30 protein-coding genes are annotated in these 26,983 nt (G+C 41.6%); 7 read left to right on the forward strand and 23 right to left on the reverse strand.

Annotated elements, in window-relative coordinates; translation table 11 throughout:
- Positions 1–5 precede the first annotated feature (5 nt).
- Positions 6–905, reverse strand: a complete 900-nt coding sequence (locus tag G3569_RS06960) for an SMP-30/gluconolactonase/LRE family protein (protein WP_205720065.1) — start codon at positions 903–905, stop codon at positions 6–8.
- A gap of 204 nt (positions 906–1,109) precedes the next feature.
- On the opposite strand from G3569_RS06960, the gene G3569_RS06965 reads away from it, so the two are divergent.
- Positions 1,110–1,481 carry a hypothetical protein gene (locus tag G3569_RS06965; RefSeq protein ID WP_165267466.1) on the forward strand — a complete coding sequence of 124 codons (372 nt, stop codon included), beginning with the start codon at positions 1,110–1,112 and terminating at the stop codon, positions 1,479–1,481.
- 2 nt (positions 1,482–1,483) lie between these two features.
- On the opposite strand, the gene G3569_RS06970 is transcribed toward G3569_RS06965, so the two are convergent.
- Together G3569_RS06970 and G3569_RS06975 are read right to left on the reverse strand one after the other, a co-directional pair.
- Entirely contained in the window at positions 1,484–2,578 is a 1,095-nt protein-coding gene (locus G3569_RS06970; RefSeq protein WP_165267468.1) for a DUF6920 family protein, read from the reverse strand.
- 35 nt (positions 2,579–2,613) lie between these two features.
- Positions 2,614–3,729: a serine hydrolase domain-containing protein gene (locus tag G3569_RS06975; protein ID WP_165267470.1), complete on the reverse strand. Its 1,116-nt coding sequence runs from the start codon at positions 3,727–3,729 to the stop codon at positions 2,614–2,616.
- Positions 3,730–3,973: 244 nt separating this feature from the next.
- Between G3569_RS06975 and G3569_RS06980 the strand changes: the two genes are divergently transcribed.
- Entirely contained in the window at positions 3,974–4,441 is a 468-nt protein-coding gene (locus tag G3569_RS06980; RefSeq protein WP_165267473.1) for a TspO/MBR family protein, read from the forward strand.
- 31 nt (positions 4,442–4,472) lie between these two features.
- Positions 4,473–5,639: a lycopene cyclase family protein gene (locus tag G3569_RS06985; RefSeq protein ID WP_165267475.1), complete on the forward strand. Its 1,167-nt coding sequence runs from the start codon at positions 4,473–4,475 to the stop codon at positions 5,637–5,639.
- On the opposite strand, the gene G3569_RS06990 is transcribed toward G3569_RS06985, so the two are convergent.
- From G3569_RS06990 to G3569_RS07065, 16 genes are all read right to left on the reverse strand, one after another.
- Positions 5,640–6,716, reverse strand: a complete 1,077-nt coding sequence (locus G3569_RS06990; protein ID WP_165267477.1) for an AI-2E family transporter — start codon at positions 6,714–6,716, stop codon at positions 5,640–5,642. It lies immediately after the preceding gene.
- Positions 6,717–6,756: 40 nt separating this feature from the next.
- Positions 6,757–7,467, reverse strand: a complete 711-nt coding sequence (locus G3569_RS06995) for a PIG-L family deacetylase (RefSeq protein WP_205720066.1) — start codon at positions 7,465–7,467, stop codon at positions 6,757–6,759.
- A gap of 116 nt (positions 7,468–7,583) precedes the next feature.
- On the reverse strand, positions 7,584–8,318 hold the full coding sequence (locus G3569_RS07000; RefSeq protein ID WP_165267479.1) for an ABC transporter ATP-binding protein: 735 nt from the start codon (positions 8,316–8,318) through the stop codon (positions 7,584–7,586).
- Between the two features lie 7 nt (positions 8,319–8,325).
- Entirely contained in the window at positions 8,326–9,699 is a 1,374-nt protein-coding gene (locus G3569_RS07005; protein ID WP_165267481.1) for an efflux RND transporter periplasmic adaptor subunit, read from the reverse strand.
- 13 nt (positions 9,700–9,712) lie between these two features.
- Positions 9,713–11,086 carry a TolC family protein gene (locus tag G3569_RS07010; protein WP_240894629.1) on the reverse strand — a complete coding sequence of 458 codons (1,374 nt, stop codon included), beginning with the start codon at positions 11,084–11,086 and terminating at the stop codon, positions 9,713–9,715.
- Positions 11,087–11,197: 111 nt separating this feature from the next.
- Complete coding sequence (locus G3569_RS07015; RefSeq protein ID WP_165267483.1) at positions 11,198–11,581, reverse strand: hypothetical protein; 384 nt, start codon at positions 11,579–11,581, stop codon at positions 11,198–11,200.
- A 4-nt stretch (positions 11,582–11,585) separates the two neighbouring features.
- Positions 11,586–12,026 (reverse strand): hypothetical protein, encoded by a 441-nt coding sequence (locus G3569_RS07020; protein WP_165267485.1) that lies wholly within the window; start codon positions 12,024–12,026, stop codon positions 11,586–11,588.
- A 1-nt stretch (position 12,027) separates the two neighbouring features.
- Positions 12,028–12,240 carry a hypothetical protein gene (locus G3569_RS07025; RefSeq protein ID WP_165267487.1) on the reverse strand — a complete coding sequence of 71 codons (213 nt, stop codon included), beginning with the start codon at positions 12,238–12,240 and terminating at the stop codon, positions 12,028–12,030.
- A 147-nt stretch (positions 12,241–12,387) separates the two neighbouring features.
- Positions 12,388–13,047, reverse strand: coding sequence for a signal peptidase I (lepB, locus tag G3569_RS07030; protein WP_240894630.1), 660 nt, complete (start codon positions 13,045–13,047; stop codon positions 12,388–12,390).
- A gap of 26 nt (positions 13,048–13,073) precedes the next feature.
- Complete coding sequence (locus G3569_RS07035; RefSeq protein WP_165267491.1) at positions 13,074–13,631, reverse strand: hypothetical protein; 558 nt, start codon at positions 13,629–13,631, stop codon at positions 13,074–13,076.
- Between the two features lie 6 nt (positions 13,632–13,637).
- Positions 13,638–14,615 carry a hypothetical protein gene (locus G3569_RS07040; protein WP_165267493.1) on the reverse strand — a complete coding sequence of 326 codons (978 nt, stop codon included), beginning with the start codon at positions 14,613–14,615 and terminating at the stop codon, positions 13,638–13,640.
- A gap of 61 nt (positions 14,616–14,676) precedes the next feature.
- A complete protein-coding gene (locus G3569_RS07045) occupies positions 14,677–14,916 on the reverse strand; it encodes a hypothetical protein (RefSeq protein WP_165267495.1) in 240 nt (79 codons plus the stop codon).
- 234 nt (positions 14,917–15,150) lie between these two features.
- The gene (locus tag G3569_RS07050) at positions 15,151–15,402 is read right to left on the reverse strand and encodes a response regulator transcription factor (RefSeq protein ID WP_165267497.1); all 252 of its coding nucleotides are present in this window, start codon (positions 15,400–15,402) and stop codon (positions 15,151–15,153) included.
- Positions 15,403–15,532: 130 nt separating this feature from the next.
- Positions 15,533–16,774 carry a glycosyltransferase gene (locus tag G3569_RS07055; RefSeq protein WP_165267499.1) on the reverse strand — a complete coding sequence of 414 codons (1,242 nt, stop codon included), beginning with the start codon at positions 16,772–16,774 and terminating at the stop codon, positions 15,533–15,535.
- 109 nt (positions 16,775–16,883) lie between these two features.
- Positions 16,884–18,107, reverse strand: a complete 1,224-nt coding sequence (locus G3569_RS07060) for an ABC transporter permease (protein ID WP_165267501.1) — start codon at positions 18,105–18,107, stop codon at positions 16,884–16,886.
- 1 nt (position 18,108) lies between these two features.
- Positions 18,109–19,350, reverse strand: a complete 1,242-nt coding sequence (locus G3569_RS07065; RefSeq protein ID WP_165267503.1) for an ABC transporter permease — start codon at positions 19,348–19,350, stop codon at positions 18,109–18,111.
- Positions 19,351–19,494: 144 nt separating this feature from the next.
- Here G3569_RS07065 and bshB1 point away from each other — a divergent pair, with 144 nt between their 5' ends.
- Positions 19,495–20,238, forward strand: a complete 744-nt coding sequence (gene bshB1, locus G3569_RS07070) for a bacillithiol biosynthesis deacetylase BshB1 (RefSeq protein ID WP_165267505.1) — start codon at positions 19,495–19,497, stop codon at positions 20,236–20,238.
- A gap of 19 nt (positions 20,239–20,257) precedes the next feature.
- On the opposite strand, the gene G3569_RS07075 is transcribed toward bshB1, so the two are convergent.
- Positions 20,258–21,088, reverse strand: coding sequence for an inositol monophosphatase family protein (locus G3569_RS07075; protein WP_165267507.1), 831 nt, complete (start codon positions 21,086–21,088; stop codon positions 20,258–20,260).
- Positions 21,089–21,125: 37 nt separating this feature from the next.
- Complete coding sequence (gene dnaG / locus G3569_RS07080) at positions 21,126–23,156, reverse strand: DNA primase (protein WP_165267627.1); 2,031 nt, start codon at positions 23,154–23,156, stop codon at positions 21,126–21,128.
- A gap of 221 nt (positions 23,157–23,377) precedes the next feature.
- Between dnaG and sucD the strand changes: the two genes are divergently transcribed.
- Positions 23,378–24,253 carry a succinate--CoA ligase subunit alpha gene (gene sucD / locus G3569_RS07085; RefSeq protein ID WP_165267509.1) on the forward strand — a complete coding sequence of 292 codons (876 nt, stop codon included), beginning with the start codon at positions 23,378–23,380 and terminating at the stop codon, positions 24,251–24,253.
- Between the two features lie 76 nt (positions 24,254–24,329).
- Positions 24,330–24,512 carry a hypothetical protein gene (locus tag G3569_RS07090; protein WP_165267511.1) on the forward strand — a complete coding sequence of 61 codons (183 nt, stop codon included), beginning with the start codon at positions 24,330–24,332 and terminating at the stop codon, positions 24,510–24,512.
- A 26-nt stretch (positions 24,513–24,538) separates the two neighbouring features.
- On the opposite strand, the gene G3569_RS07095 is transcribed toward G3569_RS07090, so the two are convergent.
- Entirely contained in the window at positions 24,539–26,017 is a 1,479-nt protein-coding gene (locus tag G3569_RS07095) for a dihydrolipoyl dehydrogenase family protein (RefSeq protein ID WP_165267513.1), read from the reverse strand.
- Positions 26,010–26,363 (reverse strand): ABC transporter permease, encoded by a 354-nt coding sequence (locus G3569_RS07100; RefSeq protein WP_165267515.1) that lies wholly within the window; start codon positions 26,361–26,363, stop codon positions 26,010–26,012. Before G3569_RS07100 ends, G3569_RS07095 begins: the two co-directional genes overlap by 8 nt.
- A 163-nt stretch (positions 26,364–26,526) precedes the next feature.
- Here G3569_RS07100 and G3569_RS07105 point away from each other — a divergent pair, with 163 nt between their 5' ends.
- The gene (locus G3569_RS07105; RefSeq protein ID WP_165267517.1) at positions 26,527–26,850 is read left to right on the forward strand and encodes a hypothetical protein; all 324 of its coding nucleotides are present in this window, start codon (positions 26,527–26,529) and stop codon (positions 26,848–26,850) included.
- Positions 26,851–26,983: the final 133 nt, after the last annotated feature.

Raw genomic sequence — 26,983 nt, forward strand, 5'->3', positions numbered from 1 at the left:
ATAACTTACTGTATCCCCTCTTTGGTCATCTTCAGCTTATAAACAGCATTGGGAGCGGTCATAAACAATGTTTTATTCTCTGCCCCACCCCAAGCTAGGTTTGTAATTCGCGGGCTTTCCAGTTGTTGCAGTAATTCTCCGCTGGGTGAAAAAATCCATAACCCGCCGGGCCCTGTTGAATATAAGTTTCCATCCTTATCAACTTTCATCCCATCAGCAGCACCGTCTCCTTCGCTTTCCATGGTAGCAAATACCTCTCCACTGCCAACAGTGCCATCTTTTTTTACCTTAAATACCCGGATATGATTGTGCTTGCTGTCATTCACGTACAGCTTCTCTTCATCCGGTGAAAATACGATGCCGTTGGGGAGAGCAAAATCATCCACCAACAACTGTAGCCCGTTCTTCTTGGAATAGCGATATACTCCCTGGAAGGCAAGTTCTTTATCTTCATCAGAGACTCCAAAAGAAGGATCGGTAAAATAGATAGATCCATCAGACTTAACCACCAGATCATTAGGACTATTTAATCGCTTTCCCTTGTAGTTATCAATAACGACAGTAATTTCTCCACGCTCATTTTCTCTAGCAATAGCCCCATCATGCTGGGCCAATAACAGGTGCCCCTGGTTATCAAAAGTAAGCCCGTTGGCATGTCCACTGGGTTTTAGATACGTCGATGCTCCCTTTTCAGCTGACCATTTATATACTGTATTCGCCGGAATGTCGCTGAAGAGAAGATAACCAGAACTGTGCCACAGAGGACCCTCAGTAAATTCATAATTCGAGGTTATTTGTTGAGGCTCGACGTTCTCTTTTACTAGTTGCTGCCCTATTGATAAAGTTGAAAAAACAAATAAAAAGCTTATAACAAATACTAACCTGATAATATATTGATACATCATATCCCCTAATTAACTGTTAACTGACAATACTATTCAACATTATTGTAAATAAAACACAAACAAGAAAATCGCTTTTTATTTCAGCGAACTTCTTTAAGCTCAAAAACAGTTAATAAAGCCGGAAACAAATCATCTTATTTGTTTTGTAATTATGAATGGTTAGTGTAAATTTTCACGCTTTTATTAACTAGAAAGACTGACCGAATGAAATACCTGATTCTACTTTTAGTATGCGTTGCCGTTTCTTGCCAATCTAATGACCAAAGACTGGAAGAAGGACGTTGGATAGGGAGCCTAAGCCCTATGAGTCATCCTGATATGGAAAACCCGGTGGCCTATGCCGTTTCATATAATGAAAACGATGAGCTTGAAATAATCCTTATTGGCCCCAGCGGCGACCCTATACAAACACGCAAACCCGAGTTAAAGGCCGATACGCTCACGTTCTCTTTTAAAGAACCGGAAGAACAGGTCTTTTTGAACTGCAAGCTGGTTCGCGAACAATCCGCATTCTCAGGAAAGTGCACCGATATGGAAGGCAAATGGGCCCAATTTACAATGAATCCTCCTCAATAATCTTATTGGGGGATATCTGAGTAATACGTAGCATCTGTTATCTCAAGCAGATACCAAGTAAACTCTCCATCATCTAGCTGCCATGTTACACTGGCTTTAGTCGGAATCTTCATACCATCAAAAACCCGGTAAGAAGAAGGCTCAATATCGATAAGCCATGTTTCTAATGTGGCGCCCTCTTTCCGACTATAGTAACGTTCCGCTTCAAACTGTACAGGCATACCCTCTTTGTTAAATTCAAATATCCCCGAAGTGATAATGCCTTCATTTTCTATTGTTGCACGAGCTTTACGTTCTTCTATTTGTTCCCATTCTATATATTCTTTAGTGGCAGCCCTGGGGTACCAAACTATTTCTGCTAAATATCGCACTAACGTAGCCTGATCAATTTTCGCCCCCTTGGCATTAGCCACCGGAAATAGCGAGAGTAATTTTATGAGCATATGCCCTTTTCCATCTTTGTATTTATCACGTCCGGCTAAGTGGATATATGATGCCATCTGTACATCTGCAATCCATAAAAACTCCGGTGAATCCACATTTACATATTGATCAGCCTCAACTAACATCCAACTGCCCTCAGGAGTAGTTTTCAACCTTCCCTTTTGGTTTAGCTTTACGGCTTCCTGATTGTTGATATCACTTTGGTTTAACCATTTTTGAACAACCGGAGGCAGGTCATCTATTTTTTTACCATCTCCTTCTGTTTGCTCACTGGCTACACCATTCCAAAACTGGTCCAGTTCTCTATCTACCATCGCATTAAAGCTCCAGTGACCATACCCCAATATGCCTCCTGCCATTATGATTACATTAGCTACTGTACCAAATTTTGCATCTTCCCAGTATGTTACAATAAGTGCCTGTGAAACAATCACAGCAACTGCCGCAATTATCCACCACCAGTCTATCTGAAATAGATAAAGAAATACTGAAGCAATAAATAACAGAAAAGCTCCAAGCCAAATCAGACCCGAGGTCCTGGAAATAGGAAGTACAAGCTGATCAATTGATGCCAGGTTATATGCTTTAAGAAATCCCATTAAATGGATAAATCCATGCAACAGGACAATAACACTCCACCCCACTTTTATCATATCCAATAACTTAATTTTAGATGCCGACTTTGCTTTTATTCGTACAAGCTTTCTAGCAATACTTTACCCAGTTTATCAATCTTACTGCTTGCCTTGTGGCCAGCAGAAATATTCGATAGCACAATAACTCCTTTTCGATCATTGATATCCAGTGTCATTGACGAGCGATAACCGCCCGTTCCACCATTGTGCCAATGCCATCGATCTCCGGAATCTCTTTTAAGTATAAACCAACCCAATCCTATATCCATACCATCATTGATGGTAAACGTTTTTTGATGCATCTTTTGGAAAATGCTGTCCTGCCCACTAACATTAGCTATCCCAAATTTGGATAAATCTTCAGCCGTTGAAAGAATGGCTCCTGCTCCCTTTAAAGCAGCCAAATCCCAATTGGATGTAACGCTACCTCTCTTGGACAATCCCGCAATTAATTGCTCTTTAACATTTTTTCGTATTGTCGTTGTGCGGGTCATTTCCAGTGGAGAAACGATATAGTGCTGTAGCATCTCTTCATATCTCTTGTCATCTGCTATACCCAGTACATAACCCAATATTCCCGCTCCTAAGTTGGAATATTGATGTTCAACGCCAGGTAGCGTATCCAGCTTCATTTCTGTACTCATATATTCTCGCAACTTTGACACATCATAATCTTTGTAGGGATTATCCATATGCCAGATCGACTCCCAGAAAAATCCTGACGGCAAACGAGGAACTCCTGAAGTGTGATTAGACAGCTGCTTAAAAGTTATATCCTCTTCAGTATTTATATCGAAATCCAGATAATGCTGAATCGGATCATTAATTTCAATCTTCCCTTCATTAGCCAGATGAACCATTAAAGCAGAAGTGAAGACTTTGGTTAAGGATCCTATTTCGAAAACACGGTCTCTGTTTTCTATCGTTTTGAGGGTATCTTGCTTTCTTAGCGCCCCATAGAATGTTGCTGTGCTGTCATTAATAATTGCAATAGCCAACTGTGTATTATTGGGATAATATTTCAGGACAGATGCAATGGAATCTTTTTGTTCAGGGCTAACTTTGTTGTCAGTTACTAACTTATTAATTGCTAGTTCTGGCTCACTAATACTACTGCAAGCCAAAACGATGAACACCATCCCACAAGCCACTAATAATCTCTTCATCATTCTCTTAACCGAATGGATTTTAAAATACTGTTTTTTAAATCATTGGCGTACGATACTGTTAATTTAGATAAACAGCTAACTATTTTGAAACAATTAATTTACTCGTGGAATGATGATTTTGAACTAAGGTTAATATTTAAATATCAGAATTAATATTCGGTCGAACTAAATAAATTTTAAATGTTTAGAATAAATTTTCTGTTAGATTATTTAATTATTCTGATAAAACATCATCACCGATACCATGAATAAATCAAAGTCCATTATTGGCCTCATCACCTGGATCATCATCTGCAGTACCGCGGGAATTATTGGGGCACAGTTTGATCCGGGTACGTGGTACGAACTTCTACAGAAGCCCACATGGACCCCTCCAAATTGGGCTTTCCCAGTTGTTTGGCCTATCCTTTATGTAATGATGGGAACTGCTGCATGGATTCTATGGAAAATGGAAACCATATCTATCAGGGATTATGCTTTTACCTGGTTCTTTCTACAGTTGGTGCTAAATGCACTCTGGTCATGGTTATTTTTTGGGATGAACCTTATTGGTACAGCTTTAGCAGAAATTTTCTTACTATGGATAGCTATCATCTTTACGGTACTCCTTTTTTGGAGACACAAACAGATTGCCGGGCTGTTACTGCTTCCCTATTTATTGTGGGTGAGTTATGCTTCGGCACTTAACTTTGCGATCTGGCAGCTCAATTAAAAATTAATACCAACAACCATTTATCTGAGAAGTGACTCATCACTACGACTATATTATTGCCGGAGCAGGTGCCGCTGGACTCAGTTTAGCCTGGCATTTATTACGGTCCCCTCTTCGGGATAAAAAGATACTTATAGTCGATTCTGACCTGGAACCCAAAAATGAAAAGACGTGGTGTTTTTGGGATTCAAATACGCCTCCTTTTGAGGATACTATTTACAAAACATGGAACCAGGTTGAGCTCAGTGTTTTTGGTGACCATGTTGTACGATCTCTCAATGAGTATCCATACTACTGTCTGCGTAGTATCGACTTTAAAATGAAAGTTTTCGATGCCATAAAATCGGCAAAGCATATCACCTTATTGGAATCAGAGATTGAAGAACTCCATACTACTTCAGGCAATGCCACTCTGGAGACAGCTGAGCACTCATATACTGCCGAGTACATTTTTCAAAGCTGCTTTACTCCTCAAGAGCACCAGCAATCTACTCCACGTTACCCCCTGCTACAACACTTTTTGGGATGGGAAATTGAAAGCCAAAAGGCAATTTTTGATGCGTCCACGTTTACCCTCATGGATTTTGATGACACCATTTCAGATGAACTGGCATTTATGTACCTGTTGCCCTGGACTTCCCGCACCGGCCTCATAGAATACACTGTTTTTTCGGATCAGCTGCTGGAAAAAGAAGCCTATGAAGAGAAAATATCCCTTTATCTCAACAACAGGTTTGGATTACAGTCCATCAACTACAACATCCGACGACGAGAGTTTGGTAAAATCCCGATGCAGGACCGGCCGTACATGCCATGGTACAAACCCCATATTCTCAATATCGGTACTGTTGGCGGGCGGACAAAGCCTTCCACCGGCTATACCTTCAAGCGCATTCAGCAGCAAGTAAAAAATATTGTTGACGACCTTTTATCAGAAGGGCAACCTACCGGCCATCCGCCATCCCTAAAACGGTACCGCGCATATGATCTTTGGTTATTACAAATCATTCATGACCACCCCAAAGAGGCCCGAAGAGTATTTAGTCATCTCTTTAAAAATAATACCATAGATGAGGTATTTCGATTCCTTGGTGAGGAAACAACATTACTGCAAGATCTTAAAATCATGAATAGCGTACCCTACCTGCCCTTTCTGCGAGCTATTTGGGAAACTCGGAATCGACTTCTAAAGATATAGTCAATCCTCCGGTTCCAGCTGGGCTTTTTTATAATCGGGATGATCGCCAAATAAGTACCCATACGGCTTAAGTCCATCAACCTGGTCAAAAATACATTTTAAAATACCCAGGAAAGGGACAAATAAAATCATCCCGGCAATACCCCAGAGTTGTCCGCCAATAATAAGAGCAACCAATGCCATAAAAGGGTTAATACTTACGCTGGACCCAATAATATTTGGAGTAATAAAGTTACCTTCTAAAAATTGTACTGCTGCAAAGACCCCCATCACAGCCAGTGGATTCAACAGGGAATCAGTAAATAGAAGAGCAAAAAGGATAGCCGGCAAGCTGCCGATAATGATTCCTATATAGGGAATAATAGCCAATACAGCCGCAAATACCGCAAAAAAGAGCACATGATCCAGCCCCACTATCCAAAGCCCAATAGCATTTAAAACGGCAAGGATACTGATCACCATAATCATACCCACTACATAACTTTGAGTCACATGCTGTATGCCATCGAGCACCGAATCGATCTCATCATTTTTGCCTTCAACAGCTTTATGCAAAAAGGTGCGATACATTTTTTTATAGTACATCATAAAGAATACAAAAAAAGGCAGCAATCCTATCGTCGTAAATACACTGGTCGTAGCTCCCAGTGCAGTGCTAATATACTGCCCGCTTTTATCTACTAAGGTCTCTAACCCCCGCTCCAAAAACTCTACCTGCCTGTTGGGTGACAGATTAAATTTTGCCTCTAAAAACTGAATTAAATCGCGGCTTACAGTCTGTATTTTAGCATTCGCTTCCGGCAGTCGATCAGCAAATTGTACCAATTGTATCGACAGTAACGATACAATGCCTCCCAACACAATCGTTACTAAGAGCATACTGGTGATAATAGCCACTACCCGGTTAAACTTATATTTTTGTAACCAGTTGCTTAGGGGCTGTAACAACATCGCTAGTAATGCAGAAAAAGCCAGCGGCATCAGAATAAATTTACCGTACGAAAAAACGATAAACACCAAGAAAATCCCCAATAAAATAGTCGTACCTTTTAGCCAAAATGGATAAGATTTACTCATACTTTTTATTTACTTGGTTTTACTGAATAGTTATTCACCCTTAATTCTCTAACTGATCGTCCAATACCTCTAAAGGAGGATCAAAGTCTTCTTGAAAAATCTCAAACGAAATCCGATACCCCACCTCTTCTTTCACATTACTCTCTTCTATTACCTCCTGGTAGGTTTCATAGCAATCAAGGGCATCCTCAAACTTCTGATAATCTTCTTTACTGGCCTCCACCCAACAATCGATCTCTTTTAGTTTCGAAGAGCTGAGATTGAACTTCCCACCACTCTCATCTTCACTAAAGCGGGTAAAAAAGGCAAGCCGCCGCGGATAAGGGGCTCCTTCTCTTTTTAAATCACAATAGACGCTCTTTACCACTGCGTGGCTCACCAAATGATCTTCGAACCCACTGATACCATGCACAGCATAGGTTACCAAAATATCTGGCTCAATGCGCTCAACGTGATCACGAATCACACTTTCTATTTTATGAGGATCTAACTCTTTTAGCCCATCGTCCGGCAAGTCACAAACTTTCATCCCATTTAGATCCAGTACTTTTTCCACACACTGCATCTCTTTGTATCGAATCTCACCCATCTTCTTTTTGTCAACCCCCAGACGGAACCGCTGTTTGGTAGCTTCTCCCTTCGTCAATGTCAGCAGGTACACCTCATTGCCCCTTCTGCGTTGGGCTGCTATCGCGGGGGCCGGGCCAAACGATTCATCATCAGGATGAGGAAAGACATACAATATTTTCATAATCGATTGATAAAAACTTAGAAAGAAAAAGAGCTACATCGATTTTAACCATATTTTATACAACAAAAAAACCCCGACATTAAAAAATACCGAGGTTCAGGACTTTAAATGTGATACTATCCGGCTTTGGGAACGGTAAGTTCCACATTTTGCAACTCTGGATTTTCTACTTGTTCATCACTTTCAATCTCGCCATCTCTCAACCGAATAATACGGCGGGCATGGTCAGCAATATCTTGTTCGTGCGTCACCACGAGAATGGTATTACCCATGCGATAAAGCTCCTCAAAGAGCATCATTATTTCATTACCTGTTTCGGTATCAAGGTTCCCGGTTGGCTCATCAGCCAGTAAAATTGAAGGGTTGTTAACCAGGGCTCGTGCAATAGCAACGCGTTGGCGCTGTCCCCCGGAGAGCTCATTGGGCTTATGATCAATGCGATCTCCCAGTCCCACTCTTTGCAACGTTTCTGAAGCACGTTTATGGCGCTCCGCTGTTTTAATCCCCGAATAGATGAGTGGCAGCTCCACATTAGATAAACAATCGGTTCGGGGCAACAGGTTAAACGTTTGAAAAACGAAACCAATTTCCCGGTTTCGGACTTCAGCAAGATCCGCATCTTCAAGCTCACTCACATCCTGCTTGTTAAGAATATACGTGCCCGATGTTGGGGTGTCGAGACAACCGATAAGGTTCATCAACGTTGACTTTCCCGATCCCGACGGACCCATAATGGCGATATATTCGTTTTCCTGAACATCAAATGAAACCCCGTCAAGAGCACGAACCTCCTGGGTTCCCATCTGGTAAATTTTAGTAAGATCGGTAACACTGATAATTGAATTTGACATACTTCCTTTATTGTGATGTCAGATTACTATACATCTGGTTATTAATTTTTACTTTATCTCCATCCGAAAGCTTTTTCGACAAGGTTCGGTAACTTCCGGTTACAATTTTATCACCGGCCTCAACTCCATTTAATATCTGGATATGTGTATTGTCGCTAATTCCCGTTTTCACCTCGCGCCGATTTGCCACCCCCTCTTCAACGACAAACACGACTTTTCGAAGATCCTCTTTGGGAATAATGACATCCTTATCAGCAGCAGTGGTATCCGTTTGGGTGGAATCATCGCTAGTTGATGCATCAGCAAAGTCACGAACCGTAACCGCCTGTATAGGCACTGACACTACATTTCTGGCCGTCTCCGTCTGTACATCTACCGTTGCCGACATACCCGGTTTAAATGAAGGAGTAAAGGAACCCTCAGGTACTTCCTGAGAGGCCTGTTGCACAATACGTTTATTACCGGCCATATCCAGATTATGGGGCGTTAATACCCGAATCTTTACTTCATAATTGGTTACCTGTTCTGCGGTCCCGGAACCTGATATATCAGCGGAATTAGCGATCTCAGTCACCAATCCTTTAAAGGTTCGGTCCGGGTAGGCATCCACTTCAATATTTGCCGTATCCTCGACCGATACATTCACAATATCATTTTCATTGACCTGCACCTGCACCTCCATCTGATCCATCTTGGCAATGCGAAGCAGTTCGGTACCGATAGACTGTGTATTACCGAGCACACGCTCTCCCACCTCTACAGCCAGCTTGCTGATGGTCCCTTTCCGTGGAGCTCTTATAATCGTTTTCTGAAGCTCTTCTTTGGCCTGTTCCAGCTGGGCTTCCATACTTTGAACTTGGTATTCAGCAGCCTCATAACTTGCCTTCCGTGCCTCATAAGAAGTTTTAGCCCGAATATACTCCGACTCAGAAATAGCTTCCGACTCATACAGCTTTTTGTTTTGCTGATACGTATTCTTGGCTTCCAACAAATTTGCCCGGGCTTCTTGTAACCGGGCCTTTTGTGTTAACCTGGAAGCATTGATCTCATCAATACGAGCCCGGTAAATATCCGGTTTGATACGGACCAGCAGATCCCCTTTGGCAACATAGTCGCCCTCTTTAATAGGCAGTTCAATAATTTCTCCGGATACCTCGGGACGCAGGATCACTTCCACTTCCGGTTGTATCTTGCCCGATGCTGAAACTTCCTGGGTAATGGTTTTAAGCTTGGCCTCCGAAGTCTCTACCTCCGTTTTAGGACCCTCTCCGCCCAGCCATCCCATCGATTTAGCAAGCACTATACCCAATCCCAACGTTATAACAAGTCCGCCGGCTACATACAGTAGCTTCTTCGTAGCTGATTTTTTTTGGTTAGCCATTTTTTCCCTGCTATTAGTTCAATGAAATATTTTGGTCAAGCTTGCCGATGTAATAATCAAGCAACTTCTTCTGGAACACGAATCGAAATAAAGCCTGCGCTCTATTAGATTGGGCTTCAATATATTGTGCATTGGCATCACTAAGTTCAACAAGAGTCCCTGCTCCTACTTCATACCTTTCTTTTTGGGTTTGATAAGACTTTTCAGCAGCCTGTAAAGCTTTTTGGGTTGAACTCAACTGTTTCACATAAGACTGGTAATCATTATAAGCCTGCCGCACCTCTTTCAGTACTGTATACTTCAGGTTCTGATATTCCAATTGGCTATTCTTATAAGTAATCTTTGATCTTTGAACATTAATACGGCTGTTTAAATTATTAAAAATTGGAATATTCACTGAAAACCCAACATATTTATTCACATTTTGATCAAAAAACTGATCTGAGAAATTTACTTTTTCAACATTTTGAGGACCTGTTCGCAACCTATAGGTATCATAATAACTACTATTTATTCCTATATCAGCAGAAAGCGAAGGATAGTAACTAGCACGTGCCAAACCTAAATCCTCGCGGTTACGCTTAATTAGCAATTGTTGCGCTTGTAAATCTTTCCGTTCACTTAATGCCTGATTGATCAACGCAGAAAGTTCAAAAGATTGTGCAGCAGGGGTTAAATCTTTAAGATCTGGTGCTACAAACTCATACTCTTTTTGAGGATCAAGTTGCAAGGTACCAACTAGCTGGGTTTTGCTGTATGACAAATCATTTTTCCTTTGAGTAACCGTAAGTTCGTTGCTTGCGACAGTAGACTCTTGGTTATATAAATCTACCGTAGGACGGGAGCCAACCTCTACTTGGGCTTCAACTTGTTTCAACTGTTCACGTGCCGATTCTAAATTTCGACGGGCAATTTTAAGTAACTCCTTATTCAATACAACCTGTAAAAACCCGCTGGCCGCATTGAAAATAACAGTTTGTCGTGCCCGATTTTTATTAGCTTCCTGATACTCTTCATTCAACTGGTTACGACGCAGGTTCATAATATTTGTAAACCCCTCAAATATCGTAAGGCTTGCGCTAACTCCTCCACTCAGAGAATTACGGACTGTATTTTCAAGCTGCAACGTGGTATTGTTAAACTGTTGACCCTGAGTACTTCGGCCACTAAACTGTCCATTTATAGAAGGTAAAAAATCAGCTTTGGCACCTAATATCTGCTGTTCAGCTAAATTCAAATTGTTATTTGCTTGTTTCAGCTGATAATTATTTTCCAGTGCGATATCAATAGCGTCTTGCAGCGATATTTTTTTAGCCTCTTGAGCGTGCATGGTGGTTGCCAGACACAGACTTACAAACAAGAATAGAATCCCTTTGCGCATATCCATAAAAATATTGGTTGTGAATTATATGATTCGTGCTCTTACACGAACCACAATAGTAATTGTTACAGTGAGATGTGACTTTGGTACGTTAAAAAATTAAAAAGGAGTATTTAACTACTCTTCCTCTGCTCCATTTGAAGTTGATAGATGCTTCTCTGCTTTCTCCTCTAATAGCTCTTCTACATAATCGGTAGCAAAAGAAATAGCCTTTCGGGTTGCCAACCTTTTTAATTCAGATAACAAGGCACCGCTAAACTCTCCCGCTGATGAACTTTTTCCGGATGAACGGCCCCGGTGTCCCAATAAAAATCCAATAACTGCAGCGCTCCCTACAATCGGCAATGGATGCTCCCTAATAATTGATTTGGGATCCAGCTTTGTACTAACATCATCACGTACACGGTCAATAGAGTCGTCCAGCTCTTCCTGAATCTCTCCCAGCTCTTGTTCCAGTTCTTTTTTCTTCTGTTCAAGTTCATCTATTTGATCTTTAGCCATAATACTAATCGTCTTTCTGAGTTTTTGATCGAGCAGATTCTGTTGTGTCTAATTTCTTTTGAGGGAGCTCTCCATTCTGACTAATAGCCTTAATCACTTCGGCCTCAAACATCTGTTGCAGACGTTTAAATAATCCATCCGGCTTAAGATAAACAAACAAGAGGCCGGTCAATAGCAGGGGCAACGAAACGAGTACATATCCAAGGCTATCACTTCCCAGCAGATCTCCCAAATAGATCGCCAGCGCAAAAAGAAGGAAGCAGACGCCACCCAATATCAACAAAGCACCCACTCCGCGATGTAGTGATGCCGCTATCCAACCAGACAAATATTCCCCGGTGTTTAGCATCATCAACTCAATGCGCTTTTCAATATAAAGCTTTAGATCAGCAGAAATTCGTCGAAACTGATTTCCCAGCCGATCTTTATCCTTTTTTTTCTTCATACTAATCGTCTGAACTCAATAGCTTTCCAATAATATATCCGGCCAGCAAGCCGCCTGCCACACTTTTTACCGGGTGCTTCCGGATTAGCTTTTCGGCTCGCAGTTTCAGTTCATCGATACGCTCGGCCAACTCTTCCTCTTCTACCATTTGCCGGCCACGATCGAGGGTCTCATCCAATCGTTCATTGATATTTTCCAGTATCTCTTCATCCATAATTATCTATTTTCTTAGTATCTGCTAGTAACTTCCACTTAATTATAAGGAAATATCTGCATATAAAATATACCTCTCTTAAACCAATTTTCCTGCCATTTAAAAATCATGGTAGACGATTACCTAGAAATATATTATCGGAAAATACTATAACCAACGAGGTGGCCAAGGCCATAGAACCATCCGAACCCTACCTAAAATATTTTCCTCTGATATCAGTCCCCAATATCGGCTATCATTGCTATTCTTTCTATTATCACCAGCCATATAATAGAAATTTTGAGAGGCTATATAACAAACTTTTACCTGTCCATCATGTTCATTGATTGCCCCTTCCCTAAATAGACTTGCAGGTATCCTCTTTCCTTTAGCTGGAATCTGATAACTATAGTTTTTTTTACCCAAATTATCATATGCCCTACTATAGTAAGACGGTTTTTTTAATACTATACCATTCACTTCAGAATACTCCGCAGTTTCCCAAACTCTGTCTCTTGGTATGCCAACAACTCTTTTTAAAAAAACATCATGGCTCGAATTGGACAGGTTATTTTTTTCGAAAATTACGATATCATTCCTGTCTGGTTTTGCTAAACCCGGTAAAGTAATGACAGGAATAGAAATATTGGTGAAGGGCAACGTAGACGGAGATCTAAACTGATAGTCAAATTTTGTTACTAGGATATAGCTCCCTTTCACAATAGTGGGACTCATCGATGAGGTAGGAACATAATAGACAGAGCAAATACAGTTTTTACAAAACAAGGCTACTGTAATAATCAAAAAAAATCGTCTTAACCACCGCATTTTATTTGATACAGGTTTTATGTTGGCTAATCTCCCCCATCTTCACTGTAGACTTTCTTATAAAACGATTCAGCACTATTCCAGAATGCATGCATTTTTTCTTCCATAAATCCATCACCAGGGGAAAGTTCATATAAAAGATGCGTATTATATTTATCCATTACCAATACCGTTGGTTTTACAAGTTGAAAATATCCATCAAATACACCCGACATTTCATTAACAGTTATATAATCAATATTTGGCAATTTTTGATACTCAGAGTCAAAATAGGGTTGTACAAATACCACCTTTGTATAGGAAGAAAGAGTGTTATAATTTTCCAAAAAATTGAGAGCATATTTTGAACAGCTTATACATGTTTTAGCCGGAATAAAAAAAACAACATTGATTCCATTTATTGATTCATCCAAAAACTGCTCCTGGAAACAATCCAGTTCGCGACAATTATTAAGCGATGTAATTGGTTGGTTCACTTGTTGCGATAACTGGTGGTATTTATCATTTATTTCCCGGTTATTGATAATTAGGGCAACATCAACAACCAGCAATACTGCCAAAACAAAATATCCGTATTTATTCATATCATTTTATTTTTTAATTACTTCTATCCGGTATTGATACAATTTATCTCGTTCTTCTGAATAAGCAAACAAATCAGTACTATTAGAAGCAATCAACGTTGAATATGCATCAATAGCATACTTACCTACTATTTCGCCCTCTAAAAAATTATAATCGTATACATAATTTGTTTCATAATTCTGATCCTTTTCTCCCTTCATCAATAGAAAAATTCGATCCTCCGCAACTGGATTATTAGCAATCTCCACTAATTTTACCTCTACATTTTGCGGTGGGATGGTGCCAACCATATCCCCCATTTTTGCTTTTTTAGTTTGCGGTGTTTCACTGAATTCTATAACTGTACTTTTCTTATAAAGTTCAGAGTCACTTAACCGCCATACATATAAATCTCCGTAGTTATAGTTCGCGTGTACAAGGTACCTCCCAGAAATAGCCGGAACACCATCTACTCGAAAGTTATTTTGCAACGGTTTATCAAATTTATATTTATGTAATATTCGATCTTTACTGGCATCGTATATAAAATAGCCAATTCCGGTTGTTGAATATGTAGTCATCATTATCTTATTATCTGGGTAACCGTAGATTGATTTCATAACATTTTTGCCCTGATATTTGTTAGTCTTCAGTCGATCGGTTTTAAAGTTGTATACAATAAACCGCTGACTATCAGTGTCTCCCATATATAGTTTTTCCTTCATCAACGCTATTCCAAAAGGTCCCCTACTTACCTCTCCAGGGCCTCTACCCTTCGAAAACTGTACATCATCGATAGTTTTTTTTTCAATATTAACCAAGTAAATTCTATTTAGATTAGGACAGACCAACCCAACGATATCACCATTTACTTCTAAAAAGGTATTATAGTATCCCCTTTCAAATGAATAAGTATGAATTTTTTTGAGCTTCAATGCATCCGTCTGACCATAAACAGGCAAAGCCCCAAAAAACATTAAAACAATTAGTAGAAATCTTCTCATCACAACAAGATTAAATTAAGGCAGGTCCCCAATTATGAGGTACCTGCCATCATAGGTTTGGTTATTCAACACGAATGTCTTTAATGCCACCCGATATTTCAATTCGAACTGTCCCATCATCATAAGTAAAACAGTCTGAATTGCGGCTGCCACATTCAATAACTATGTCAGCATTAGCATTTGGAACAGCAACAGCTTCTTCTGATAAATCCACTGCTCCAAACTGTACATTTACAATCATCAATGCAGCAAAAGCAGCAATAGCTAATATACGATTTCCTATCTTGATTAGTTTTCTCATAACTCTTCCTTAACTTTTATTGATATGTTAGTTATGTCAAGATCATTTTACACTCATATTTTCGGCAATTGAATCCCACAACTATTACCGTTGATCCTGAACTACTTCTAAATCCAAAAAAAAATAAAATATAACAACTGTAATCAGTACGTAATATTCTACGTAATAAGAACAAGTTATAAAATAAGGCCAGCTATAAAGTTGATTGTCTATAATTCAACTATTTTTAGAATATTACCAATCTATTTTATTCAACCCCACTTTTCCGACCCACTCTTCCAACGCTCTTTTCCCAGTTAGACCCAATTTTTGACAAATGCTATAACGATGGGTTTCTACTGTTCTCAAACTAAGAAACAACTGTTCAGCAATCATTGCATTTGAATCCCCTTGAACTATCATCAATAGTATTTCCCCCTCTCGTTTACTCAATTTTACGAGCGCCATTATCATCTTCTTATTTAAAACGCAGTGTGTGTTATTCATGATATCTCTCCTGTTTAATTCATAGTTGCTCTATTAAACAAGAGGTATTGAAAAAAGCAATGTTACAGAAATTAGATTAATATATTCTAATACTATTGTTATAGGGTGTGTGTTTCTGTAAATGCTTGTACTATCTATTCTTCTCCTCAATCCAGCGAGACATATATTTAGTACTGGCCATGGTGTGATGTTGTAACATGCGGCCGGTAAAGTTTTGGACGCGATGGGTATCTAACTCTTCAACTAATTCAGTGATCCTACGAATAAAATGATCGCCATATTCCGGTTTGGCAAATCGTTCATTTATAATCCTGATCCCCTGTTTCTGTTTTTTATGCCATACCGTTTCATTTTGATATAACTGAACTGCAGCATCAGCAATATTACGAGCTTTATCTTTTATACTTCCACTCCACTCAAAATCACCGGCAATGCCCTCTGCTCCAATCTTGGTTGTTATATTGGGAGTCCCGCACTGCATTGCCTCAACGAGTTTTCCCTTGAGACCGGCTCCAAAACGCAGCGGTGCCAGACAAATCCTGGCTTGGCTAACCACCTCTTGTGCATCAGCAGCTCGACCTTCGATATAAAACCCTTCTTCGGGTTTATGAAGCTGTTTGGCTTTCCGGGTGACATAGGAGCCATAAATATGAAGCTCTGCCTGGGGCAGCTTCTCCCTGATTAACGGCCATACCTCAGCCCGCATAAATCGCACAGCATCCCAATTGGGTTTATGTCGAAAATTACCAATCATCACAAAATGATCACGCTCAGAAAATGACGGCCATTGGGTAATAGTATCCTCGTTTATCTTCGAAAGCATAAATGGAAGATAGCACAATAGCTTATCTTCAATACCAAAAAGGTCGGCCAGCAGCTGCATCTCATATTCTGATATGATAAGAGAAAGATCAGAGCGGTAGATACTGGCGATCTCTCGTTTTGTCGTATCTTCGCGTAATAGATCTTCCTTTACAAACGGTCGATCCTGTTTGACTGCCGTTTTTCGTGCCCGTCGCAAACAATGTAAATCTTCAGTATCCAGGATACGAATAGCATCAGGGCACTGCTCAGCCACCCGCCACCCAAACTGCTCTTCGGTCATAAATCGATCAAAGAGTACCATGGACGGCTGCAGATTATTAACGAACTGATTAAAATCGGAGCTGTTTATTTCAATTTGAAGGGTATCAACGCCACGGGCCTCAAGGTCAGCCATATGTTCACTTTCAGCTGCTGAAGTCGCAAAGGTGATCTCCCATCCCTGCTGCTGGAATAATGAAATGAGATTCATCATTCGTCCCCCTGCAGCAGAGGAGTTAGGCTCTGGCCATACAAGACCAATAATCAACAGATGTTCTTTTTCTTTCATAGCCCCGAATATAGCCAGCCCCGATCTCGATATAAAATCGATATAAATGTTTACATAAGATCTTGTTAGCTCAAAAACTCTCTATATTCCCAGCCCCGAATAGATTGCGTTACTCGTACCGCAGGCTTTCTATAGGATCCAGCTGAGCCGCTTTATAAGCCGGATACACCCCAAAAAGAAGTCCAATCACAAACATGCCCAGAAAGCCCGTTAGTACAGCCCATATCGGGATAACCGGTTCCGTCTCAATCCAAAGTGCCATTCCATTACCGCCCAAAACTCCTAACACAATACCGATAAGACCTCCCAGCTGACAGATAAAGATCGTTTCTGCCAAAAACTGAGAAACAATCGCCTTTCTTGTTGCTCCAACAGCTTTGCGAATCCCGATCTCCCGCGTACGTTCTGTTACTGATACCAGCATGATGTTCATTACTCCGATTCCGGCTCCAAAGAGCGTTATTCCCCCTATAATAAAGCCAACGGCATAGAGTATAAACGTAAACTGATCAAACGTTCCGGCCAATGTATCATTTGTTTCTACTTCAAAATCATTTTCCATGCCCGGGGCCACACTGCGTATCACACGCATTATACCGGTTACTTCATCAATAGTTGCCTCAATCATATCCATGGCCGGCGCTTTTACCATGATATCGATATTGCGATCTCCCCCGTAGATGTTCAACCCGGTAGTATAGGGAATGATGACTCTCTCATCCATCGACTGCCCCATAATACTGCCTTTGCTTTCCAAGGCACCTATTATTTGATACCGATGCCCGGCAATTTTGATGCTTTTTCCTATAGGATTTTCTCTTTCAAATAGTTCATCTCGAATGTCTTTCCCGATAATAACATATGGACGACCATACTGTATATCCTCTGAAGAAAAGTTACGTCCATCTTGCAAATCATACGCATTATTGTCTAAGTAATACTGGTTACTTCCTATGACTCGTACCGTAGGATCTGTTTCCTTACCCTCATATATAACCTTCGTAAAATCAAACAGTTCATCGGGACTCATCTTTTTGGCCAGTCGCATCCGTTCTTGTAGCTTTTCGGCCATATCGAAAGTGATATCTTCCCGGTTCCTACTACTCCGATCACTTCTTCCAATTTGAACAGAGGGGGTCCGCGATACATTCACGACATCGCCCCCCATGATGCTCATCGTATTCTGGAAAAAGTTATCCAATACAGCAACAGCCGTTGTAGAAACGATCACAGAAAACACTCCTACCACCAAGGCCAATAAGGTAAGCGAGGAGCGCAGCTTATTCGCCCATAGTGAATCTAAAGCCTGTTTAAATACTTCGACAAAGTTCATCTTATTCGTACCTCAATGATTCAATAGGATCAGATTTAGCAGCTTTATATGCGGGAATAAATCCGAATACCAATCCAACGACAGAACATAGAATAAATGCTGAAAATACTACGCTGAGATCTATACTGGCAATAAAGAGCTGGTTGAGTAACAGGCTTAAGGGATAAGCAATCCCGAGCCCTATCACTCCGCCCAGCAAACACATAACAACGGCTTCAATTAAAAACTGGTAGAGAATCTCCCAAGCCTTGGCCCCCACGGCTTTTCTGATTCCAATCTCTTTCGTTCGTTCACGAACCGAGACAAACATAATATTCATCACGCCTATTCCCCCAATGATCAAAGAAAGAGCGGTTAAGGCTCCACCGACCAAGTACAGGCCGGTTTTAAAAGACTCGAGCTGTGCTTTAAAGGCCTGTGGCTTGTTAATTTCAAAATCGTTCTCCTCCGTTGCTTCCAGCCCACGAATACGTCGCATTATGCCTTCAATTTCATACTCTCCCTCGCGCATTAGTTCTTCACTAGGGAATTTTACAGAAATAGTAATATCGTCTCGCATTCCATATATCTTTCCCACTGCAGTAATGGGAGTAATAGCACGCCTATCCATATCGGCAAGTCCAAGGAATTTACCCTGCTTTTCTAACAAGCCGATAACCTCAAACCTCTTGCCACGTATGCGAATATCTTTTCCCAGTGGAGTAGTTTGATCAAACAGTTTTTCAGCCAATGTTGCTCCAAGGACAACTACATTTGCTGCCCGGTGCACCTCTTCAGCGGTAAACACTCTTCCTTCTTCAATATCAAGACCTGACGTATCAAAATATTTTTCGGTAACCCCAGCCAGCAACACACCCTCTGCATTTACATCTTCATATCGCATCACAGGACGTTTAACAACAGAAGCAGCTACATCAGAAGCCAATCGACTTGCCTCTTGAATCTCCTTTACATATTCCAGCTTCATATTACGCCGACTCCGATATTCCCACCATTCGTAATCGGGACCACGATTCCAGGGTTGCGTTTCCACATATACTACGTTCTGCCCTATCATCGCCATGCTTTTATCAAACTCGGTATCCATACCATTACTGACGGCATTCATCAGTGTTACCATAACAATACCGATAATAATACACAGTGTTGTAAGAATTGATCTCGTTTTATTAATCCCTAAAGCACTTAAAGAGATTTTCAACCCTTCCCAACTACTATTGATAAATCGACTAAATCCGGACATGTTCTCTTATATTTTTCCTTTAATGATAGCCCTGTTACGAGATCCATATCAAATCGTTACAGCCTAATTTAATATACTCTATGATTTTAATGATCCCACAATTTTAAGCTATATTATACCGAAAAATAACTCAACAAGATCTCTATGAAACTCGACGTATTAGCGCTATCTGCACACCCCGATGATACCGAACTTTGCTGTGGCGGCACTCTTGCTGCCCTTGTAAACCAAGGCAAAAAAGTGGGAGTGGTAGACTTTACCCGCGGTGAGATGGGCAGTCGGGGAACCCCCGAAACACGACTTAAAGAAGCTTCTAAAGCAGCGGAAATTATTGGGTTAGCGATTCGTGATAATTTAGGTCTGCCCGATACTAAGATTGAGAGCAACAGGGAATACCAAAAGAAGATCATTCAAAAAATTCGGGCTTATCAGCCTCACGTCTGTTTTGTAGGAGCTCCTTCCGACCGGCACCCCGATCACGGCAACGCCACCCAACTTGCCCTGGATGCCATTTTCTTCAGTGGATTAACTAAAATTGAAACGGTGGATGAAGATGGAAGTCCCCAGGATCGCTGGCGCCCCTCGCATGTGCTCCACTTTATGCAAGATCGGCCGTTTGAACCCGATTTCGTCTTCGATATCACCGATACTTTTGAGACCAAAAAGGAAGCCATACTGGCTTTTGAAACGCAGTTCAATGTTCAAAATCCAACCGAAGAGCCTGAGACCTATATCTCCAACAAACAGTTCTTTAGTGGAATTGAGGCCCGGGCCCAACACTATGGACATCTAATTGGCGCCACTTATGGCGAACCATTCAAATACCATAACGGTCCCATACCGATGGCCTCACTCAGCGACCTATTTGCAACGAACCCTCAGCGGTAGAGTGGTAAAATATGCAGATTTAACCTGTAACCTTGTGTCGGGTATCAATTTCGCCCTCTTCAAAATATTTGCTTATTTCTTCGAGTAAGAATTCGTGCATAACGGGATTACCGGCAACAATACGTTCCCCAAATAACCAGTCATCGCCCCCCTGCCAGTCACTTACCTTGCCACCGGCTTCTTTTACGATAAGTGCTGCTGCCGCTACATCCCAGGGGTTCAATGCATACTCATAGAATCCGTCAAACCGTCCGCTTGCTACACAACACAGATCATAAGAAGCAGCACCGGGGCGTCTCACTCCCCGGATGTTTTCCATCAGCATACGAAAGAACTTCAGGTAATTGTCCACTAAACTCATATCGTTATAGGGAAATCCGGTACCAACCAACGCATCTTTCGGATCGGTAAGCTTCGATACCGTGATAGGATTGCCATCAAGATATGCCCCCTTGCCCGCTACAGCTGTAAATATCTCTCCCCCCGAGACTTCAAGAACCACAGCCATCTGCGGTTCTTTTTGATCCCACAGTGCAATAGAAACACAATAGACCGGGAACCCATGAGTAAAGTTTGTTGTACCGTCAATTGGATCTACGAGCCAAGTACGTCCTTCGGGCAAACTCAGTTCTCCGGCCGTTTCTTCAGCAAGGATATGATCGTCCGGAAACTCTTTTTCTATTACGGAAAGAACCTCTTTCTCTGCTTTTACATCCGCCTCAGTAACGAGGTCATTTTTGCCTTTATAATCGACCGAAAAGTTACGGTCGCGCTGATATTTTTTAATAATTTCAGCAGCCGATTTCGCTGCCTGCTTAGCAATATTTAGCTCAGCTGTATAATCAGACATGGTTATAATATTGGATTTTAAATAAAATTAGATTGGCTTATTCCCGTTCATGTTTCATTTTATATTCAAATACTTTATCTGATACTTTTTTAGCAGCATCAGAGTCCGGATCCGGAAAGAGCTCATCAACGGGAGACTGTTGCAAAATTGATCGCTGGCGCCCTGCTTCTTTCATCGCCTTCATTACCTTTTTTTTCTTTTCTTCTTCTGCAGAATTGTACCGCTGATACAGGTCAACCTGCAGTCGTTCGAGATAATGGATCTTCAAGGCTTTCATTGCGCCTTTGGCTGTACGGTACGGATTTTTATCCTTTTGATATTTTACACCTACCATTTCGTGATGTCGCTCACTTACCGTATGTTCATCGATCACAATTTCCCCTATTAGTTGGGGATAGGGGTGCTCCCGGGCGGCATAGGCTTCTACGGAAACTTCCTTTTCTTCTTTATAACGTTCAATAATGTCTTCATAAAACTGTCGAAGTTGTTCATCTTCAAACTGGTTTTCGTTGCAATATGATCCAATATAGTCAATCATATCCCGCTCATAAACCAGCATCAGACGAATAAGCTCTTTTTCATAGTTGGGCCGCTTAACCGGCTGTTTAGGTTCGTTCCTCTTGGGAGCATTTTTCTTAACCTGCTCATTAAAGCCTACCGTATGGGGACGCGGAGCGTGGGTCGGGCGATCCGTATCCTGCTGTTCCCGTTTCCGATCTTCTCGCTCTCTGCGTCGCTGTTCACGCTTTTTAGCTTTTTTGCGCTCCTCTTTAAGCCGGCTGTTGATCTTTCCCAATTCATCAAAAAGGGCTCGGTCCCCAATCTTCGAAACTTTATTCAGTTTCTGGACTTCCACTTCCTGCTTAATTTGGTCGGGGATATGAGCAATGGATTCTAAAATCTCAGTGACAACCTTTTCCTTTGCCTCATTCCAGCGGCCCGAACTCCTGGCCTTATGCACTGTATAATCAAGAAAACCTTCAGACTCCTCTTTTTTAAGCTCTTGGAACGCCTCTTTTCCAAACTGTCGTACAAAAGAATCGGGATCTTCCCCTTCGGGCAGTTCCAGCAGCTTAACATCCATTCCTTCGTGCAAAGCAATGTTAATACCGCGCTTCATCGCCCGTTTTCCGGCCGAATCGGAATCATAGATCATCGTAATAGTATCCCCGTAACGATGCAGCAATTTCATCTGGTCGGGCGTCAGCGATGTTCCGCTGGAGGCAGCAACATTCTTAATACCCGCTTGCTGTAACGATATCACATCAGTATAGCCCTCAACCAATATTACTTCATTTTTTTTACGGATATCATTTTTAGCAAAATTGATACCGTAGAGTACTTTACTCTTATTATAAACTTTCGTCTGAGGTGAATTGATGTATTTAGCCGTCTTTTTCTTACCTAATACGCGACCAGCGTAGGCTATAACTTTTCCCGAAGGATTAAAAATCGGGAACATCAGTCGCCCGCGGAAAGCGTCATAAAAGCCGTCATCCCGTTTGCTGGGCTTTATCAGCCCGGCTTCAAGCAGGTACTCTTCATTAATTCCCGAATCAATTGCTGTCTTATAAAACTTTTCACCGTCAGGTGGGGCATAGCCCAAGCCGTATTTTTTAATGACCTCGCGATTATATCCTCTCTTTTGGAGATAATCGCGAGCCTTTTTTGCTTTATCGGTTTCCATCAGGTGACGAAAAAAGAATACTCCCGCATATTTGAGTGCATGATAAATTCCCTCGCGCAGGTTATGCTCTTCTGTGAGTTCTTCCGCCTCTTCTTCGGGTAAAGACACTCCGTAGCGGTCACCCAGCGAGCGCATGGCTTCAACGAATCCCACCCCCTCCATCTCCATAACAAAATTAAAGACATCACCGGATTCTCCACAGCCGAAGCACTTGTAAATACCCAGGTTTGGTGTTACGTGAAAAGAGGGGGTTTTCTCGTCATGAAAAGGACATAGCCCTTTCCAGCTGCGACCGGATCGCTTTAGTTTGACGTAGTCTTCGACCACTTCGACGATATCCGCCGCCCCGCGCACTTCTTCTTTTTTTTCGTCTGGAATCATGGTTGCCATAGCTATGAAATGATAACAGAATTACGGATGATAATCATCCCGATATTTGTGTGATAGAAACAAAAACTCCCTGTTAGCGTCATTTTTTTTGTGATTCCAGAGCACTATATTCGAAATTCGTTTTTATCGGCTGTTATCTTTGCCAAATCACGATGATGTCGGTATATTCCGTCCGACTTACGAAAATCATTTAACTTAATATAGGAAAGTTCATGAGCGTACTTGTAGGGAATGATACTCGACTAGTTGTACAAGGAATTACAGGCAGCGAAGGTAGCTTCCATGCCGAACAGATGATCGAATACGGCACCAATGTCGTAGCCGGCGTTACCCCCGGAAAAGGTGGGCAAACGCATCACGATCTGCCGGTTTATAATACGGTAGCTGACGCTGTAGAAAAAGAAGATGCCAATACTTCGGTCATTTTTGTACCGCCTGCATTTGCCGGCGATGCTATCTCAGAGGCCGCTTTTGCCGGTATCGAAGTGATCATCTGTATCACCGAAGGTATTCCGGTAAAAGATATGGTCAAGGCTAAACAGATTGTAGACAGCCACGATGCTACGCTTATTGGCCCTAACTGCCCCGGCGTTATTACACCCGGCGAAGCAAAGATCGGTATCATGCCCGGCAGTATTTTCACCCCCGGTAAAGTGGGACTAATCTCGCGTTCGGGAACACTAACCTATGAGGCAGTAGATCAACTTACCAAAGCTGACTTGGGACAAAGCACGGCTATTGGAATCGGCGGCGATCCCGTAATTGGAACAACGCATACTGATGCAGTCAAACTCTTTGAAAATGATGATGACACCGAAGCCATTGTTTTAATCGGTGAAATCGGCGGAACAGCTGAAGAAGAGGCTGCCGCTTATATTGAAGAAAATATTGATAAGCCGGTTGTTGCGTTTATTGCCGGAAGCACAGCACCTCCCGGCCGACGAATGGGCCACGCCGGTGCTATTATCTCTGGCGGCGAAGGTGGAGCTGATGCTAAAAAGAAAGCATTACGCGATGCCGGTGTTACTGTTGTAGACAGCCCTGCTGAAATTGGGATTACGCTCAAAGAGCTTTTAACAACAGCTTAACTCCTTTATGTAGTGATCCGATCACTCCAAGTGATCGGATCATTATTAATTATATCCAACAACCAGCCGTTCGACCATGCCATATCTTATTTTTGGATTCGCTGTCGGTACTTTTGTTTGTGGGCTCATCGAACATTTCCATAAACCCGAACAAGCAGGCTGGATAAAATCCTCTTACCTTTTTGGCTTAAGCGGTATCATATTCCTGATCTTTATATATGAAGCCTGGCCCTTACTTGTTCAGGTCTTTTCCGGATAATAGCGGGCGAATATCATTTAAGATCCTTACACTATTCTATTGGGATCACTGAAATCAGGTACCTCTCCACGATACCCAAACACCTTTTTAATAAGTTTTACCTGCCACTCCGACTGGTTTTTGATATACCATTGGTCGGCAGCCCGCCGGGCCCCAAGGCTATAGGTAGGATATGGATGAATGGTGTCGGCGATATTACGCAACGATATTCCATTTTTCATGGCCAGCGCATATTCTGAAATAAGCTCCCCAGCATGGGCTCCATAAATACTCACTCCATAAATTTTACCATTCCACTTTTTAGCATGGATTTTTATAAGCCCCTCCTCTTCTGAATCAATCAGTGCCCGGTCAATTTTGGAATAAGGGAAACGATACGTCTCATAGTTTATCTCCTGCTGTTTGAGTTGCTCCTCTGTTGCTCCTACATGCCCTAATTCAGGATCGGTATAGGTAACCCAAGGCACATGATCTGCATCAATCTTCATAGGAAACTTTAACAACGCGTTGGTCGTTGCCACCTTGGCCATATGGTCGCTCATATGGGTAAACTGGTAACGCCCCGTGATATCACCACAGGCATAAATATGCGAATGATTGGTCCGGCATTTATCATTGACCTCAATACCCTGTGATGAGTACGTTATCCCAGCCTTGTCAAGCCCCAAGCCATCAATATTGGGACGACGGCCTGTTGCCATCAACAGCTGATCGCCTGTAATTTCTTTAGTCTGTCCATCTACTTCTATCCTTACCGTTATCCCGCCTTCACTACTCACTTCTTTAACCCGGGCTCCTAATTCATAATGGATGCCCTCTCCTTCTAGTTTCTTACGCAGCATATCTGCCAGCTCCGGATCATCATTGACCATAATACGATCGGCCATATCAATAACGGTTACATTCGCCCCTAAACGACTCATCGCCTGTGCCATCTCGGTGCCAATAGGTCCAGCACCGATAATGGTTAGCTCTTCGGGCAGATCTTCAATCTCGAACAAGGAATCATTCGTTAAATACGGCACGCTGTCGATACCCTGGATGGGCGGGACAAATGCACTGGCTCCTGCGCAGATAAAGAAATACCGGGATGAGACTTTTCGGTTGGATCCATCTTTGCCTTTTATTTCAACAGTATGTTCATCAATAAATTTTGCCGATCCGGAAACCACTTTGATCCCCATATCCTCAAATATTTCCGGACGGTCGGCATCCTCATACACTTCTTGCCGAGTTTCGTGCACATGCTCAATAACGTTTTGAAAATTAATCTCCGGCTCTTGGTCAATAAGTCCATACTTCGCACCTTCCCGAATTTGTTGTGCTACCTTTCCAGCTTTGAGAAGGACTTTACTGGGCACACAGCCCGTCCAGGTACAATCGCCACCCAGCCGATACCTTTCTATCATCATCGTTTTTGCACCAAAGTTAGCTGCAATACCTGCAGCCGTAAGCCCCGCAGCCCCTCCGCCAATAATAATTGCATCAAAATCGTATTTACTCATCTGTAGACTGTTCCTGATTAATATTTTTTATACGCTTCTTAACACTCTTATAAGTCGAAAAAGCACCATACAGTACCATCAATACTACAATTCCGTACACCCACCACGGTACATTATGTCCCACAATAATTAAATACAGGTAGGCCGATATAAAAAAGAAAGTAGCCAATAGTGAAGGAAGTACAATAGATTTTTGCAACCGATAGTTTCGAATCAGCCATCCAATACTTAATGAGAAGAAAGGAATAGCACCAACGTAAATACTACCAAACACAATGGGGTTTACCCCATATTGCTGTCCCAGTCCAAAAAACCATTCCTTTGTTAGCTCTAAAAATTCTGCCATCAAATAATAAATCTTAAATTCTGTTTCTTAACTGAATACACCAATCCTACAAATCTTACCTTCCAAAAATAGTAGTGTGCATAAATTGATAATAACTTTTTACCTGTTCCAATTTGTCAGAGTTGGATTTAAAACATAACTTTACGGCAAATAAATTCATTTTATGTTGAAGCATAGATTAAAAATAACCGTAGGCTTTTTTCTGTTGATGCTCATGGGCATCGGTCTTACTATATCTACGCTTCACTCACACCATGATCTGGATCTTCACAACTCAGCCGACTTTGCTGATACCGGTCAGTGTCTCACTGCTGACTCTACCGTGTGCCCAATCTGTGCCCATCTGGTTGATGTTGAACCACTGAATTATTACCAATCAGCGAATACGTTACTTAAGACTGATCATAATATCCTTTTAGCGGATAGTAACAAAAGTTCGGTTACAATATTTGCTAATAAAGGCCGCTCCCCTCCTATTACTGTTTAACTGTTCCCTATCCCGTACGAGTGTAGAGATAATACAATTCATTGCTGTAAACTTGAATTACAGCAAGCACATCACCCTACACAGTATTCTATTATTTCAAAAAATGGGAATCCCATACCGGAGCTTGCACCTT

This window comes from Fodinibius halophilus (genome assembly GCF_011059105.1).
Lineage (GTDB): Bacteria > Bacteroidota > Rhodothermia > Balneolales > Balneolaceae > Fodinibius > Fodinibius halophilus.

Bases quoted from the DNA above. Each gene is read 5' to 3' on its own strand.
- lepB (WP_240894630.1), bottom strand. From the start codon at position 13,047: ATGCGGTGGTTAAGACGATTTTTTTTGATTATTACAGTAGCCTTGTTT.
- G3569_RS06975 (WP_165267470.1), bottom strand. From the start codon at position 3,729: ATGATGAAGAGATTATTAGTGGCTTGTGGGATGGTGTTCATCGTTTTG.
- G3569_RS07075 (WP_165267507.1), bottom strand. From the start codon at position 21,088: ATGTCTGATTATACAGCTGAGCTAAATATTGCTAAGCAGGCAGCGAAA.
- G3569_RS07055 (WP_165267499.1), bottom strand. From the start codon at position 16,774: ATGAAAGAAAAAGAACATCTGTTGATTATTGGTCTTGTATGGCCAGAG.
- G3569_RS07050 (WP_165267497.1), bottom strand. From the start codon at position 15,402: ATGAATAACACACACTGCGTTTTAAATAAGAAGATGATAATGGCGCTC.
- G3569_RS07015 (WP_165267483.1), bottom strand. From the start codon at position 11,581: ATGGCTAAAGATCAAATAGATGAACTTGAACAGAAGAAAAAAGAACTG.
- G3569_RS07065 (WP_165267503.1), bottom strand. From the start codon at position 19,350: ATGTCCGGATTTAGTCGATTTATCAATAGTAGTTGGGAAGGGTTGAAA.
- G3569_RS07000 (WP_165267479.1), bottom strand. From the start codon at position 8,318: ATGTCAAATTCAATTATCAGTGTTACCGATCTTACTAAAATTTACCAG.
- G3569_RS07105 (WP_165267517.1), top strand. From the start codon at position 26,527: ATGTTGAAGCATAGATTAAAAATAACCGTAGGCTTTTTTCTGTTGATG.
- G3569_RS06960 (WP_205720065.1), bottom strand. From the start codon at position 905: ATGATGTATCAATATATTATCAGGTTAGTATTTGTTATAAGCTTTTTA.
- sucD (WP_165267509.1), top strand. From the start codon at position 23,378: ATGAGCGTACTTGTAGGGAATGATACTCGACTAGTTGTACAAGGAATT.
- G3569_RS07060 (WP_165267501.1), bottom strand. From the start codon at position 18,107: ATGAACTTTGTCGAAGTATTTAAACAGGCTTTAGATTCACTATGGGCG.
- dnaG (WP_165267627.1), bottom strand. From the start codon at position 23,156: ATGATTCCAGACGAAAAAAAAGAAGAAGTGCGCGGGGCGGCGGATATC.
- G3569_RS07035 (WP_165267491.1), bottom strand. From the start codon at position 13,631: ATGAATAAATACGGATATTTTGTTTTGGCAGTATTGCTGGTTGTTGAT.
- G3569_RS06965 (WP_165267466.1), top strand. From the start codon at position 1,110: ATGAAATACCTGATTCTACTTTTAGTATGCGTTGCCGTTTCTTGCCAA.
- G3569_RS07100 (WP_165267515.1), bottom strand. From the start codon at position 26,363: ATGGCAGAATTTTTAGAGCTAACAAAGGAATGGTTTTTTGGACTGGGA.
- G3569_RS06990 (WP_165267477.1), bottom strand. From the start codon at position 6,716: ATGAGTAAATCTTATCCATTTTGGCTAAAAGGTACGACTATTTTATTG.
- G3569_RS07005 (WP_165267481.1), bottom strand. From the start codon at position 9,699: ATGGCTAACCAAAAAAAATCAGCTACGAAGAAGCTACTGTATGTAGCC.
- G3569_RS07040 (WP_165267493.1), bottom strand. From the start codon at position 14,615: ATGAGAAGATTTCTACTAATTGTTTTAATGTTTTTTGGGGCTTTGCCT.
- G3569_RS07045 (WP_165267495.1), bottom strand. From the start codon at position 14,916: ATGAGAAAACTAATCAAGATAGGAAATCGTATATTAGCTATTGCTGCT.
- G3569_RS07025 (WP_165267487.1), bottom strand. From the start codon at position 12,240: ATGGATGAAGAGATACTGGAAAATATCAATGAACGATTGGATGAGACC.
- bshB1 (WP_165267505.1), top strand. From the start codon at position 19,495: ATGAAACTCGACGTATTAGCGCTATCTGCACACCCCGATGATACCGAA.
- G3569_RS07095 (WP_165267513.1), bottom strand. From the start codon at position 26,017: ATGAGTAAATACGATTTTGATGCAATTATTATTGGCGGAGGGGCTGCG.
- G3569_RS07090 (WP_165267511.1), top strand. From the start codon at position 24,330: ATGCCATATCTTATTTTTGGATTCGCTGTCGGTACTTTTGTTTGTGGG.
- G3569_RS06970 (WP_165267468.1), bottom strand. From the start codon at position 2,578: ATGATAAAAGTGGGGTGGAGTGTTATTGTCCTGTTGCATGGATTTATC.
- G3569_RS06980 (WP_165267473.1), top strand. From the start codon at position 3,974: ATGAATAAATCAAAGTCCATTATTGGCCTCATCACCTGGATCATCATC.
- G3569_RS06995 (WP_205720066.1), bottom strand. From the start codon at position 7,467: ATGAAAATATTGTATGTCTTTCCTCATCCTGATGATGAATCGTTTGGC.
- G3569_RS07020 (WP_165267485.1), bottom strand. From the start codon at position 12,026: ATGAAGAAAAAAAAGGATAAAGATCGGCTGGGAAATCAGTTTCGACGA.
- G3569_RS07010 (WP_240894629.1), bottom strand. From the start codon at position 11,086: ATGGATATGCGCAAAGGGATTCTATTCTTGTTTGTAAGTCTGTGTCTG.